The following is a 13289-nucleotide window of genomic DNA, read 5'->3' on the forward strand; positions in this document are numbered from 1 at the left end:
CCGCGCAGCTTCACCGCTCAACCAGCCCCGCAGCCTTTACCGGCCTCGCGGGGCTTGTTGTTTGTACGGCCGTGTTCGCGCGCCGCGACAACGCCATCCCCGCCACCGTCGCGCCCAGGATCAGCACCGCGCCGCCCGTCTGCATCGGGCTGAACCATTCGCCCAGGACGAGCGCGCCGAGTACCGTCGCCGTCAGCGGGCTGAGCAGCGACAGAAACGTCACGTCTGCGCCCAGCACGCCGATACCGCGCACCCACAGCCAGTAGCCCAACGCCGTGCCGATGACGATGAGGTACGCAAAGCCCACCGCGTTACGCGCCGTGAGCGCGGGCGGCAAGCCTTCCACGAACAACGCCACCGGCAGCAGGACCAGGCCGCCGAGCGCGAGCTGCCAGGCGGCCACTGCCAACGGCGTCCCGATGCGGCCCCATCGTTCGATGAGCACCGTGCCGATCGCCATCGAGAACGCCGCAGCCAGCGCAGCCGCCACGCCGATTGCATCGAGCTTGGCGGCTGGGCCGAGAATCAGCAGCCCCACTCCCAACGAGCCGGCCAGCGCCGCGGCCAGTTGTGCGGGACGCGGCTTGCGGGCAAGCAGCGGCCACGCCAGCAGCGCGACCACCAGCGGTTGGGCCGACATGATCGTTGCCGCCACGCCGCCCGGCAGGCGCTGCGCCGCCACGAACAGCAGCGCGAAGAACACGCCGATATTCGCCAGCCCCAGAAACAGCAGCGGCAGCAGCTTGCTACGCGGCGGCAGGCCGGGGCCGAGCAGCATCAGCAGCACGCCCGCCGGCAACGCCCGCAGCGCCCCGACCAGCAACGGATGGCCGACGGGCAGCGTCTGCGTGAAAACGAGATAGGTCGTGCCCCACAGCACCGGCGCCGCAGCGGTGGCCAGCATCAACGTCAGACGGCTGAACTGCATGATGAATCTCCATGTCACGTTATTTGATATCGAAATAAATGAGCGCACTAATGCCTCGTCTTCGCTTCCTTGTGGCAAGAAAGGCGCTACCAAGCGCCTGGCTTTGCCCTGGCGTCGCCCGTGATGGCACGCATTGTCGGCGCAGCGCAAAACCGATACGATTTCGCGGAGCCTCGACATCAAGTAATTCGATGTCGAAATACTAGGACGAGGATTTTTATGGGTCAAGGTGATTCCGCATCCCCGCAGGGCGGGCCGATGGACAACATCCTCGCGCAATGGCGGCGCGAGCGCCCGGACATCGACCCCAGCCCGATGGCCGTCTGCGGCGATGTCTGGCGCGCCGGCGAGCGGTTGCGCAGCGGCGTGGTCGCCAACGTGGCCGGAGCCGATCTCGACATGGCGGGTTTTGACGTGCTGTTGACGCTGCGCCGCAACGGTCGCGATCAGGCGCTGTCGCCTTCCGCGCTGGCCAAGGACATGATGCTGTCGACGTCCGCCATGACGAATCGGCTCGACCGGCTGGAAAAGCGCGGCCTGATCGCCCGCAAGACCGATCCGGACGACCGGCGCGGGCTGCAGATCGTGCTGACCGACGAAGGCTTCACGCTGGTCGACGGGCTGGTCGCCTCGCATGTGCAGACCGAAGAGCGGATGCTTGCGGCGTTGAGTCAGGCGGAGCGGGCGATGTTGCGAGAGTTGCTAGGGAAGATCGGCGGCGCAGGCGATTGAGTTCGACCGACAGGAGAACACGTTCATGCTGAAGCGATTCAAAAACCTGTTCGGCCGACCCGCGCCGACACCGACATCGGAAGACCCGCTGCGCGATGACGACATCCTGCGGGACGACTTTTCTCCCAGCGCGGACGCGATCGATGCCCTGGCCGACTTCGTGCGCCTTGTGGCGGCCCCGTGTGGGCAGGCCGAGGCAGACCAGTTGGCCGCGTCCGTGCGGACCGGCGACCTCCCGGGCGACGATATCGCCGGGCTGTTGACGTGGTCGATTGCCCGAAACCTCGGTGACGGCGCGCCGTGGACGCTGGCCATCTGGGTCGATTGGAAAGCCTGGGATGAAATCGAATGGCAGACCGAGAAGCTGCTCGACACGCTGGGCATCGGGGCGCGCTGGGAATGGACCCGCGCTGAAGCGGAGCGCACCGTTGCAGAGGGGCTGCTCGATTTCGGCGCGTGGCTGCGTCCGCATGGCTACGAATTGCTGCACGTCGATACCGGCGGCGACGAGTACTTTGCGTTTCCCATCCGTGCGGATTTGCTGCAAACCGGACTTGCCCACGCCGAGCGCGCAGGGCTGAAGGTCGAGCAAGCGGACGACTTTCGCGCGTCGCAAGGGCTGTCGCTCTAGTGCGGGTTGCCGCAACAACCCCGTAAAGAGACGGGTCGCGCCCGAGGCCATTCCTCTTTACGATGGCGGCTCACGTGTGCGCGTGGGGCGCCAACCTGGAGGAGCGTGTGAGCCTGACCATCCTGTGTGTGCTGGTGATCGTGGCAGCGGTGTGTGCAGCACGCGGCCGACGTCGGCCTGCGCGCGGGCTGGCGGTGTTCTGTGGTGTGCTGGTGATCGCGATCGGCTGTGGGCCGGTGCCGGCCTGGCTACTGGATTCGCTGGAAAAACCCTTCGAGAACGAGCCGCAGATCCAATGGGGCACGCGCAACGCCATCGTGCTGCTGGGCGCGGGCACGTTCCGCGTGGGCGATGCCGTCGAGCCGGGGCTGTTCTCGTATCCGCGGCTGGTGGAAACCACGCAGCTGTACCAGGCGTGCCGCAAGTCGGATGGCGATTGCAAGATCCTCGTCAGCGGCGGCGATGCACGCCACCATGGCTCACCGGAAGCAACGGTGTATCAGCGCGAACTTGTCAGGCTGGGTGTGGCCAAGGACGACGTGCTCATAGAACCCCGAAGCATGAATACGTGGCAGAACGCGCAGTTCTCGCGCACGGTGCTGTCGCAATACGCGCCGGACCGCACGGTGCTCGTGTCGTCGGCCATCCATCTGCGGCGCAGCCTGCTGTATTTCACGCACTTCGGCATGGCGCCAATTCCGGTGCGCGCAGACGATCTGCAGGCCACGGCATCGCCCTTGCCGATGGCATACAACTTTGCGCTGACCGATTTCGCGCTGCACGAGTGGATCGGCATTGCGCGGTATCACGTGTACAACGCGCTGGGCTGGAACCCGGCGCGCATCAATCCCGGCGACGCGTGACTCGCTTCCCTGCCCCCCCCACCGTTCGAAGCGGCGCTCTAGTGCTTCCGGAGGGCAGCAAAAATCCGGCGCCGACCTATACTTTGTGCATCGCAACATCCGGGCATCGCAATGCGCCATCTCGGCCGTATTGAAGCTCACCGCCTCATCACCATTGGCAAGCGCGCTTGCCACCACCCGCCCACCGGGCGCGGCCATCCCTGACGGGAATCGCTGACGATTCCTGCGCCAGCAAGCAGGCCGCTGCGTAAGCAGCGCCCGCCCCGCCAGCCACACCTCAGAAGCAAACCAACAAGCAAGGGGAACCCTCATGCCTCAAGTCACGGCAAGCAAGCTGCCGGTCAAACTGCTCGCGCTCGTCTTCGGCGCCGTCGTGGCGCTCGTGATCGGGCGGACTTTCCTGCTGAACTGGCAGATCATTCCGCCCGGCTACACAGGCATCAAGATCAACCGGCTCGTCGATCGCGGCATCACGCATGAAAACGTCGTCACCGGGTTCGTGTTCTACAACCCTGTGCAGACCGCGATCATCCAATACCCGACCTACGTGCAGCGCGTGATCTGGACGCAAGACGTGAATGAAGGCCGGGCGCTCAACGAAGAGCTGACGTTCAACACCAAGGACGCCGTGCCGGTGAACGTGGACGTGGCCGTCTCGTACCAGCTCGATCGGGAGAAAGTGCCGGCGTTCTACACCAACTTCCGCGCCGATCGCATCGAGACCTTCACGCACGGCTACCTGCGCGACACCGCGCGCAACGTGATCGTCGCCATCGGCTCGGAATACAACTTCGACGATGTGAATGGCGGCAAGAAGGAGGAGTTCGTCGCGCGGCTCACCAAGGAGCTCGACGCGCGGCTCGCGCCGCTGGGCGTGTCGATCAAACAGTTCGGCATCGTCGGCTCATTGCGCCCGCCGCGTGCGCTGCTCGATGCGGTGAGCGCCAAGACCAAGGCCATCCAGGACGCTATCCGCACCGAGAACGAAGTGCGCTCCGCCCAGGCCGAGGCCAAGAAGCGCGTGGCGATTGCCGAAGGCGAAGCCGCTGCCAACCGTGCGCTCGCCTCGTCACTGGATGACCGCCTGCTGGCGTGGGAGCGCCTGAAGCTCGAACGTGCCGCCATCGAGAAGTGGAACGGCGTGACGCCGAGTGTGATGGCGGGCGGCAACGGCGGCGGCATGTTGTTCAACATCCCGGCCGGCGCGCAAACCAAGTAAGCCGCGCCCAAAGAAAAACGCGCCTTCGGGCGCGTTTTTCGTTTCCGCTCAGGCGGCGATCAGCTTGCGAAGCCCGGCGCTGCTTCGCGCACGGCGTGCTCGGCGCCGGCTGCGGGAATCGGCGCTTCCACATGCAGGCTCGTCGCTTCATCCACGCCCAGGTGCACGTTCATGCATTGCACCGCCGCACCGGCCGCGCCCTTGCCCAGGTTGTCCAGACGCGCGGTGACGACCATGCGCTCGTCCGAACCAAACACGAACAGGTCGGCGCGGTTGGTGTCGTTGGCGCCCTGCACGTCGAAGAAGCCGTTGTCGAGCGTCGCAACGTTGTCAGCCGGCGCCACGCGGATGAACTGCTCGCCCTGGTAGTAATCGGCCAGCACACGGGCGATGTCCGTCGGGCTCACCTTGCGCGCCAGGTGCTGCGGGTGCAGGCCGATCGTCACGGCCAGACCCTTGAGGAAGTTGCCGACGACGGGCGTGAAGATCGGCGCGAGGCTCAGGCGGCTCTGCACGCGCATCTCCGGCAGGTGCTTGTGCGCCAAGGCCAGCGCGTACGGACGCGGGCTGTCGAGCTTCGCATTATTGGCGGCCAGGTAGTCGGCGATCATGGCCTTGCCGCCGCCGCTGTAGCCGGTGAGCGAGAACGCCGTGACCGGATAGTCGGCCGGGACGATGCCCGCATCCACCAGCGGGCGCATCAGCAGCACGAAGGCGCTGGCGTGGCAGCCCGGCACGGCGATGCGCTTGGTGTTGCGCAGGCGCTCGCGCTGGCCCTGGGCCAGTTCGGGCAGGCCGTAGACCCAGTCGTCCGACGTGCGGAACGCGGTGCTGGCGTCGATGATGCAGGTGTTCGGGTTGTTGACCAGCGAGACGGCCTCGCGCGAGGCGACATCCGGCAGGCACAGGAATGCGACATCGGCGGCATTCAGGAATTTGGCGCGCTCGGCTGAATCCTTGCGCTTGTCTTCGGCGATGCGCAGCAGCTCGATATCGTCGCGCTGCGACAGATAATCGAGCAGGCGAAGGCCGGTGGTGCCTTCCTGACCGTCGACGAAAACCTTGAATGCCATGGTGATCTCGCTAAAAAACTGGGGGCCAAAGACAACGCCGGCAAGCGGTGCCGGCGCGTGAGGTTTGCATTGTAGCGGCTGACGAAGACATTTCCGCGGCAGCGCTATGAAGTGACTTTGATGCCGCTTACCAGTGCGGCTTCGTGTCGTAATCGATCGTCAGCGGCGCGTGGTCGCTGAACTTGATGTCCTTGAAGATCGACGTGCGGCGCGCCGTGGCGGCAATGCCCGGCGTCGCGATCTGGTAATCGATACGCCACCCGACGTTCTTTGCATACGCCTGGCCGCGGTTGCTCCACCAGGTGTACTGCTCAGGGCGCTGGTCGAGCGTGCGGAACACATCCACATAGCCGACCTCGTCGAACAGCTTGGTCAGCCACGCGCGCTCTTCGGGCAGGCAGCCGGAGTTCTTCTGGTTGCCCTTCCAGTTCTTGATGTCGATTTCCTTGTGGACGATGTTGACGTCGCCGCACAGCACGACCTCGCGGCCCTTTTCGTGGCGCAGGTCCTTAAGGTGCTCCATGAACAGGTCCATGAAGCGGAACTTGGCCTGCTGGCGCTCTTCGCCGCTGGAACCCGACGGCACGTAGACCGAGATGATCGACAGCTTGCCGTAGCGGGCCTCGACGTAGCGGCCTTCGGCGTCGAACTCGCCGTTGTCGAAGCCGATGATGACCTCGTCGGGCTTGTGGCGCGTGTAGATGCCCGCGCCGCTGTAGCCCTTTTTCACCGCGTGCTGGAACACGCCGTGGTAACCGTGCGGCGCCAGGAATTCAGGCGTCATGTCGTCTTGCGCGCATTTCAGTTCCTGCACGCAGACGAAATCGGCGTCCTGCTTGCCCATCCATTCAAAAAAGCCTTTGCTGGCAGCGGAGCGAACGCCGTTGAGGTTGGCGGAAATGATGCGTAACATGGCGGGACTTTTTTGCGGACCAGAGAAAAAAGATGAGCCAAAACAGCGAGTTGCGCCAATCCTTCATCCGCTTTGCGGTGGAAGCCGGCGTGCTGTCGTTCGGGGAATTCGTGACCAAGGCGGGGCGGACGTCGCCCTATTTCTTCAACGCCGGCAAGTTTGCTGACGGCGCACTGCTGGGCCAAGTCGCGCAATTCTATGCGAAAACCCTGCTGGACTCCGGTGTCGAGTTCGACATGCTGTTCGGGCCGGCCTACAAGGGCATCACCCTGGCATCGGCCACCGCCGTGGCGCTGGCGGGCCTGGGCCGCAATGTGGGCTTCGCGTACAACCGCAAGGAAGCCAAGGACCACGGCGAAGGCGGCAGCCTCGTCGGCGCGAAGCTGCAGGGCCGCGTGGTGATCGTCGATGACGTGATCTCTGCCGGCACCTCGGTGCGCGAGTCGGTGGAGATGATTCGCGCTGCTGGCGCGACGCCGGCTGCCGTGCTGATTCTGATGGATCGGATGGAACGCAGCGGCAATGCGGTGGATATTGGCGAGCGCTCTGCGGTGCAGGATGTGCAGGCTCAGTACGGGATGCCGGTTGTGTCGATTGCTAATCTGGATGATTTGCTGGGGTATCTGGATAACGCTGGTGACCCGGCGCTGGCTGGGTATCGTGAAAAGGCTGCGGCCTATCGGGATAAGTACGGCGTTAGTGCGATCTGATTCTTTTTGCTGCGTTAAAAAACCCCGGTGGATGTTGTTCGCTGGGGTTTTGTTTTTTTGGTTCATCCCTTGTTTCACCCCCTGCCGGGGGCGACTCACTTTCTTTGGTCTTGCCCAAAGAAAGTAAGCAAAGAAATGCGCGCCCGAGATGGCGAAAGACTCCTTGAATTTCTGTAACCGTGCGGAGAAGGAGGCAAACTCGCTGCGCTCAAACAGGCCTCCTTCTTTTTTCCGCCCGCTTACAGAAATTCAAGGCGCCATCTAGGGCAGGAAAGTCAAAGGACAAAGCCACACCCTCGGGGCGCAAGCCCAAACGACAAAGGCCAACCGCGCGATGGGTTGGCCTTTCTCTTTTGACGTTGAGCCCTTGATGGCGCCTTGAATTTTCGTAAGCGGGCGGAAAAAAGGTGGGGAACTGTCTGAGCGAAGCGAGTTTTCCCCACCTCCGCCCGGTTACGCAAATTCAAGGAGTCTTTCGCCATCTCGGGCGCGCCTTTCTTTTGCCTACTTTTCTTTGGCAAGACAAAGAAAAGTAGGTCGGTCCCGGCAGGGAACGAAAGGGAGATGGACCACCAAGGCCAAAACAAACCCCAAAAAAACTACTCAATCCTCAACGCCTCAAACGCCGGATTCCCCTCCGGATACTGCGGCTTCATCCCTTCCAGCACCCGCAACAAAATCTCCGCCACCATCACGTTCCGGTGGGTCTTGGAATCCGCGGGCACGACATACCAAGGGGCGTCGGGCGTCGCGGTGGCGTTGATGGCGGCCTCGTAGGCTTCCATATAGGCCTCCCAGAACTCCCGCTCTGCAATATCGGCTGGGTCGAATTTCCAGTGTTTGTGCGGATCGTCGACGCGCTCCTGCAGGCGCTGGCGCTGCTCGTCTTTCGAGATATGCAGGAAGCATTTGACGATGGTCGTGCCGGTGTCGCTCAGCATCTGCTCGAACGCGTTGATGTGCCCATAACGGCGTTTGCATTCGGCCACGTCGATATCGCCATGCACGCGCGTGATCAGCACGTCTTCGTAGTGGCTGCGGTTGAAGATGACGATCTCGCCGCGCGCGGGCGTCTGGGCATGCACGCGCCAGAGGTAATCGTGTGCGAGTTCCTGCGGCGTCGGCGCCTTGAAGCCGACCACGCGCAGGCCCAGCGGGTCCATCGCGCGGAAGACGCCGCGCACGGTGCCGTCCTTGCCGGAGGTGTCCATGCCCTGCAGGATCACCAGCACCTTGCGCCGGTGCTCGGCGTAGAGCACGTCCTGCAGCGCGTCGAGCTTGGCCGAGACTTCGGCCAGGCGCGCGTTGTCGTCAGCCTTGTTGCCGGTGGAGAACGGCTTGCTGGAGGCATCCACCTTCGCGATCTTGAACTTGTTGCTGCCGTCGAAACGGTAGTCGTCAATCAGGTTCTTGCCGTTCGTGCCCACGGTATCTCCTTGTTGTTCTGACGTTGCGGCAGGCGGCCGCGCGGTGTCAATGCGCTGCGGCAGTCAGCTTGAGTGCATCCAGGTCCAGCGTGCCTTCAAAGACGGTCGTGGCGGGGCCCGTCATCATGACCGGCTGGCCGACGCCGGCCCAGGCGATGGTCAGGTCGCCGCCATGCGTGGTCACCTTGACGGGCGAATCCAGCAGGCCGCGGCGGATGCCGGCCACCACCGCTGCGCAGGCGCCGGTGCCGCACGCGAGCGTCTCGCCCGCGCCGCGCTCGTACACGCGCAGACGCACGGAATGGCGATCGACGATCTGCATGAAGCCCGCATTCACGCGGCGCGGAAACACGGCATGCGATTCGATCAGCGGGCCGTCTTCCAGCACGGGAAAGGCTTCCGTATCGTCGACGATCTGCACGGCGTGCGGATTGCCCATCGACACGGTCGACAGCCATGCAGTGCGGCCGTTGATCTGCAGCGCGTGCTGCGTGTCGTCGCCCTCAAGGCGGGTGGGCAGGCCGTCGGGCAGGAACGGCAGGCGCGCCGCCTCGAACACCGGTGCGCCCATGTCGACCGTGACCTGGCCGTCGTCCTGCATCGTCAACGTGGCGATGCCGTTCATGACTTCCACGCGCACGGTCCGTTTGTCGGTCAGACCGCGGTCAGTGACGAACTTGACGAAGCAGCGTGCGCCGTTGCCGCAGTGCTCCACCTCGCCGCCGTCGTGGTTGAAGATGCGGTAGCGGAAATCGACGTCGGGCCGCGTTGAACGCTCGACCAGCAGGAGCTGGTCCGCCCCCACGCCGAAGTGGCGGTCGGCAATGGCGGCCCATTGCTCGGGCGTGAAGTCGATGGGGGTCTGGATGCCGTCGAGCACGACAAAGTCGTTGCCCGCGCCGTGCATCTTGGTGAAGTGCAGTTTCATGGCGGGCCGCACAGAGGCGGCAATGAACGTTCGGAAAACGCCCATTCTAAAGCGAGCCGGCCGCGGTTGCCCCGGGGCCGGCCGCGGGCATCAATAAATGCCCGGCATGCCCTCGGGGCGGTGCTTGAAGCGCTTGTGCACCCAGTAATACTCGGTGATGCGCGGGCGGATCGCGTCTTCAAAGAAGGCGTTCATGCGGCGCGTGTCGGCGGTCAGGTCGCCGGTGGGGTAGTTCTCCCACGCGGGCAGGATGCGCAGCGCATAGCCCTCGTAGTTGGGCAGGATCTCGGTGTACATCGGCACGACCTTGGCGCCGGTCATCGACGCCATGCGCGGAATGGCGTTGAGCGTGAGCGCCGGCACGCCGAAGAACGGCACGAATTCGGAGTCGCGCTCGCCGAAATCCATGTCCGAGATGAGCTGCAGCGCCTCGCCGCGCTTGATGGTGCGCATGATCTGGCGGATGTTCTCGCTGCGCTCCAGCATGGTCGCGCCAAAGCGGCTGCGCAGCGCCTTCACGGCGGCATCGAGCGCCGGGTTGGCCATGTGCGTGTACAGCGAACAGCCCGCGTTGCCGACGTTCTTGCGCAGGTAGTCCGTCAGCGCCAGGGCGCCGATCTCCACGCCCGACAGATGCAGCGTGACGAGAATGTGCGGCTGGCCGTGCAGCGCAGGCAGGTTGGCCTGGTCGTCGATCTTCACCACGCGCATCAGGCGCTTTTCCGATGCGAACCACGCAAACGAGCGCTCGGCAAAGCTGCGGAAGACCTTGCGGAATACGTCGTGCGCCATGGCTTCGCGCTCGGCTTCCGATTTCTCGGGAAAGCACGCGCGCAAATTGGCCAGGACCACGCGGCGGCGGCCGTTGGGAATGCGGTACAGCAGACCGCCCAGTCCTTCGCCAAAACGCGCGACAAAACCGTACGGCAGGAGGGACAGCAGCCACAAGAAGCCGAGTCCGAGTTTGGCAGAGAAACGTTCCATAAAGGCAGCAGTGTCAGGCAGCGGGCGGAGCGTCCGCGCCCTTGGGATGCTTGTAGCGGTTATAGCCCCAGAGATATTGCGTCGGCGCCACGGCAATCAACCGCTCGATGGCGGCGTTGATTCGGGTGGCGGCTTGCGTGGCGTCTTCGGGCAGGTCGCCGATCTCCTCCACGTGCAGCCGGTAGCCCGTACCGCGTGGCAGCCGCTCGGCAAACAATGCCACGACGGGCGCACCTGTGAGCCGATGCAAGCGGTGCACCAGCGTCATCGTATAGGCCGGCTTGCCGAAGAACGGCGCCCATACGCCTTCACCGCCGGTGGGCGTCTGGTCGGGCAGGATGCCGATGGCCTCGCCGCGCTTGAGTGCGCGCACCAGCATGCGCACGCCGCGCGGGTCTGCGGGGGCCATGTGCATGTTCGGCCCCGTACGCATGTGTTCGATCCAGGCGCGCAGGCTTTCCTTGCGCGGCGGCTTGAACAGCGATGTGACGGGGCGCTCCCTTGCATAGGCCTGTGGCAGCACCTCGAAGCAGCCCAGATGCGGCGTGAGGAAGATCAGGCCGCGCCCGTCGGCCATTGCCCGCTCGATGGCGGTACGGCAAACGTCGAACAGGTGCGGCGCAACCTGCGCCCCGTTCTTGCGCACCCAGAAGTACGGCATCTCGAACACCATGCGGCCGGCGGAGCGCCCGGCCTCTTTGAGCATGGCGGGCGTGACGTCGGGATAGGCGTGGCGGAAGTTGGCGATGAGCCGGTCGTGATAGCGGCCGGGCACCTGGGCGGCCAACGCTCCCAGCCAGCCGCCCAGCGCCTGCAGCACTGACAGGGGCAGGCGTGAAAACAGCCAGTAGAGGAAGGTCATGCGTGCGTACGCTGCAATGTGTTGGTCGCAGTCGACAGGAGAGCAGGGTCTTGGCAGGCCGTGCTGCGGCCCCGAAAAGTGCCGCGTATAATAGCGCGATTCGCCGAGTTAACTGACAACTTGCGGGGCGAATCCTTGCTTGGCCACAAACCTCGGCAAGGTTGCTAAATACCGCTAAAGCGTCGCCGGCCGTGGCTTAACGGATTGGCAACGTGATAGCCAATCTGGAGCTAACAGCCGTGTCAAACGACTTCCTCTTCACCTCGGAGTCGGTCTCCGAGGGCCATCCCGACAAGGTCGCCGACCAGATTTCCGACGCCATCCTGGACGCCATCCTCGCCCAGGACAAATATGCGCGCGTCGCTGCAGAAACGCTGTGCAACACTGGCCTGGTGGTGCTCGCGGGTGAAATCACCACGTCGGCCAACGTCGATTACATCCAGGTCGCGCGCGAAACCATCAAGCGCATCGGCTACGACAACACCGACTACGGCATCGACTACAAGGGCTGTGCCGTCCTCGTCGCTTACGACAAGCAATCGCCGGACATCGCGCAGGGCGTCGACCGCGCATCGGACGACTACCTGAACCAGGGCGCAGGCGACCAGGGCCTGATGTTCGGCTACGCGTGCGATGAAACGCCCGAGCTGATGCCCTTCCCGATCTACTACGCACACCGCCTGGTCGAGCGCCAGTCGCAACTGCGCCGCGACGGCCGCCTGCCCTGGCTGCGCCCGGACGCCAAGTCGCAGGTGACGGTGCGTTATGTGGACGGCAAGCCGCACAGCGTGGATACCGTGGTGCTGTCCACCCAGCACGCGCCGGAAATGTCGCAAGAGGCCATCCGCGAAGCCGTGATCGAAGAGATCATCAAGCCGGTGCTGCCGTCGCACATGCTGGCCGACACCAAGTACCTGGTGAACCCGACCGGCCGCTTCGTCATCGGCGGCCCGCAAGGCGACTGCGGCCTGACCGGCCGCAAGATCATCGTCGACACGTACGGCGGCGCAGCCCCGCACGGCGGCGGCGCGTTCTCGGGCAAGGACCCGTCGAAGGTGGACCGCTCGGCCGCGTACGCCGCGCGCTATGTCGCCAAGAACGTGGTGGCCGCCGGTCTGGCGCGCCAATGCCAGGTGCAGGTCAGCTACGCGATCGGCGTGGCCCGCCCGATCAACATCACTGTGTACACGGAAGGCACGGGCGTGATCCCGGACGACCAGATCGCCAAGCTCGTGCACGAGCATTTCGACCTGCGTCCGAAGGGCATCGTGCAGATGCTGGACCTGCTGCGCCCGGTCTACGAAAAGACTGCCGCGTACGGCCACTTCGGCCGCGAAGAGCCGGAGTTCAGCTGGGAAGCCACCGACAAGGCTCTGCTGCTGCGCGAAGCAGCCGGCCTGGCTGGCGAGCCGACCAAGGCGTTTGCCTGAGCCAGCACTGGCACCAAAGAGAAACCGCCCTTCGGGGCGGTTTTTTGTTGGGTACTGTGCCGCGCTCGCTCACTGATGGGTGACGCGGAAAGCCGTCCACTCCTGCGATTTGCTGTAGCGCGACTGAATGCCCTGACGCAATTCGGCGCTGCTCGCGTACTGGAACAGCCCGTTCTCGATGTCGTAGAACAATTGCCGGCCGGCGCGCGTGTCGACTGCCATTGCGTGCGTTTCATCCGCAATCCAATACACGCCTGGCGTACCGACCACCGTGTCGAGCATGGTGCCCAGCGCGACATCGTCCGCCACGCGCGTACCCTTCAGGCCCACGTTGCTCAGCAAGGTCAGCACATCCTGCCCATTGCCATTCGGATCCCAACGATATTTGACCTGCAAGATGCCGGCGCGCAGCTTGCTCGGGTCGGAATCCTTGGGCGCGATCGACGCGTCCAGCGTGTTCTTGCACCAGAGCGCGCTGGCGGCTGCGCACCAGCCGAGGCGGCGTTCGGTGTCGGTGCCGCCGCCCTGCGTCTGCAGGCTCGAATAGTTGTTGTGCGATGTGTACAGCGTCTGTTCTGCCATGATGTGG

The 13289-nt window shown here is 64.4% G+C and carries 14 protein-coding genes; 6 read left to right on the top strand and 8 right to left on the bottom strand.

All coding sequences use genetic code 11. The features are described from left to right. Positions 1-10 precede the first annotated feature (10 nt). Positions 11-928 carry an EamA family transporter gene (locus tag R2676_RS24715; RefSeq protein ID WP_206273196.1) on the bottom strand — a complete coding sequence of 306 codons (918 nt, stop codon included), beginning with the start codon at positions 926-928 and terminating at the stop codon, positions 11-13. Between the two features lie 219 nt (positions 929-1147). On the opposite strand from R2676_RS24715, the gene R2676_RS24720 reads away from it, so the two are divergent. The 4 genes from R2676_RS24720 to R2676_RS24735 all read left to right on the top strand — a co-directional run bounded on the left by R2676_RS24720 (position 1148) and on the right by R2676_RS24735 (position 4373). Beyond that, positions 1148-1660, top strand: a complete 513-nt coding sequence (locus R2676_RS24720; RefSeq protein ID WP_206273195.1) for a MarR family winged helix-turn-helix transcriptional regulator — start codon at positions 1148-1150, stop codon at positions 1658-1660. Positions 1661-1685: 25 nt separating this feature from the next. Further along, complete coding sequence (locus R2676_RS24725) at positions 1686-2291, top strand: DUF6630 family protein (RefSeq protein WP_206273194.1); 606 nt, start codon at positions 1686-1688, stop codon at positions 2289-2291. A 107-nt stretch (positions 2292-2398) separates the two neighbouring features. Next, positions 2399-3154, top strand: a complete 756-nt coding sequence (locus R2676_RS24730) for a YdcF family protein (RefSeq protein ID WP_206273318.1) — start codon at positions 2399-2401, stop codon at positions 3152-3154. A 310-nt stretch (positions 3155-3464) separates the two neighbouring features. Next, positions 3465-4373 carry a prohibitin family protein gene (locus R2676_RS24735; protein WP_206273193.1) on the top strand — a complete coding sequence of 303 codons (909 nt, stop codon included), beginning with the start codon at positions 3465-3467 and terminating at the stop codon, positions 4371-4373. Positions 4374-4432: 59 nt separating this feature from the next. On the opposite strand, the gene argC is transcribed toward R2676_RS24735, so the two are convergent. Both argC and R2676_RS24745 read right to left on the bottom strand, forming a co-directional pair. Further along, positions 4433-5446 carry an N-acetyl-gamma-glutamyl-phosphate reductase gene (gene argC, locus R2676_RS24740; RefSeq protein WP_206273192.1) on the bottom strand — a complete coding sequence of 338 codons (1014 nt, stop codon included), beginning with the start codon at positions 5444-5446 and terminating at the stop codon, positions 4433-4435. 127 nt (positions 5447-5573) lie between these two features. Then, positions 5574-6359, bottom strand: coding sequence for an exodeoxyribonuclease III (locus R2676_RS24745; protein ID WP_045785515.1), 786 nt, complete (start codon positions 6357-6359; stop codon positions 5574-5576). A 32-nt stretch (positions 6360-6391) separates the two neighbouring features. Here R2676_RS24745 and pyrE point away from each other — a divergent pair, with 32 nt between their 5' ends. Further along, the gene (gene pyrE / locus R2676_RS24750) at positions 6392-7069 is read left to right on the top strand and encodes an orotate phosphoribosyltransferase (RefSeq protein WP_027678582.1); all 678 of its coding nucleotides are present in this window, start codon (positions 6392-6394) and stop codon (positions 7067-7069) included. Between the two features lie 599 nt (positions 7070-7668). Here pyrE and R2676_RS24755 read toward each other — a convergent pair. The 4 genes from R2676_RS24755 to R2676_RS24770 form a co-directional block, all read right to left on the bottom strand. After that, complete coding sequence (locus R2676_RS24755; protein WP_206273191.1) at positions 7669-8496, bottom strand: polyphosphate kinase 2 family protein; 828 nt, start codon at positions 8494-8496, stop codon at positions 7669-7671. Positions 8497-8542: 46 nt separating this feature from the next. Beyond that, positions 8543-9424, bottom strand: a complete 882-nt coding sequence (dapF, locus tag R2676_RS24760) for a diaminopimelate epimerase (protein WP_206273190.1) — start codon at positions 9422-9424, stop codon at positions 8543-8545. A 90-nt stretch (positions 9425-9514) separates the two neighbouring features. After that, complete coding sequence (locus R2676_RS24765; protein WP_206273189.1) at positions 9515-10408, bottom strand: lipid A biosynthesis lauroyl acyltransferase; 894 nt, start codon at positions 10406-10408, stop codon at positions 9515-9517. A 13-nt stretch (positions 10409-10421) separates the two neighbouring features. Beyond that, positions 10422-11270 carry a lysophospholipid acyltransferase family protein gene (locus R2676_RS24770; protein ID WP_206273188.1) on the bottom strand — a complete coding sequence of 283 codons (849 nt, stop codon included), beginning with the start codon at positions 11268-11270 and terminating at the stop codon, positions 10422-10424. Between the two features lie 239 nt (positions 11271-11509). Here R2676_RS24770 and metK point away from each other — a divergent pair, with 239 nt between their 5' ends. Next, on the top strand, positions 11510-12700 hold the full coding sequence (gene metK, locus R2676_RS24775; RefSeq protein WP_206273187.1) for a methionine adenosyltransferase: 1191 nt from the start codon (positions 11510-11512) through the stop codon (positions 12698-12700). A 69-nt stretch (positions 12701-12769) separates the two neighbouring features. Here metK and R2676_RS24780 read toward each other — a convergent pair whose 3' ends face one another. Further along, positions 12770-13282 (bottom strand): hypothetical protein, encoded by a 513-nt coding sequence (locus R2676_RS24780; protein ID WP_206273186.1) that lies wholly within the window; start codon positions 13280-13282, stop codon positions 12770-12772. Positions 13283-13289: the final 7 nt, after the last annotated feature.

This window comes from Ralstonia flatus (genome assembly GCF_958439105.1).
In the GTDB taxonomy this organism is placed as follows: Bacteria; Pseudomonadota; Gammaproteobacteria; order Burkholderiales; family Burkholderiaceae; genus Ralstonia; species Ralstonia flatus.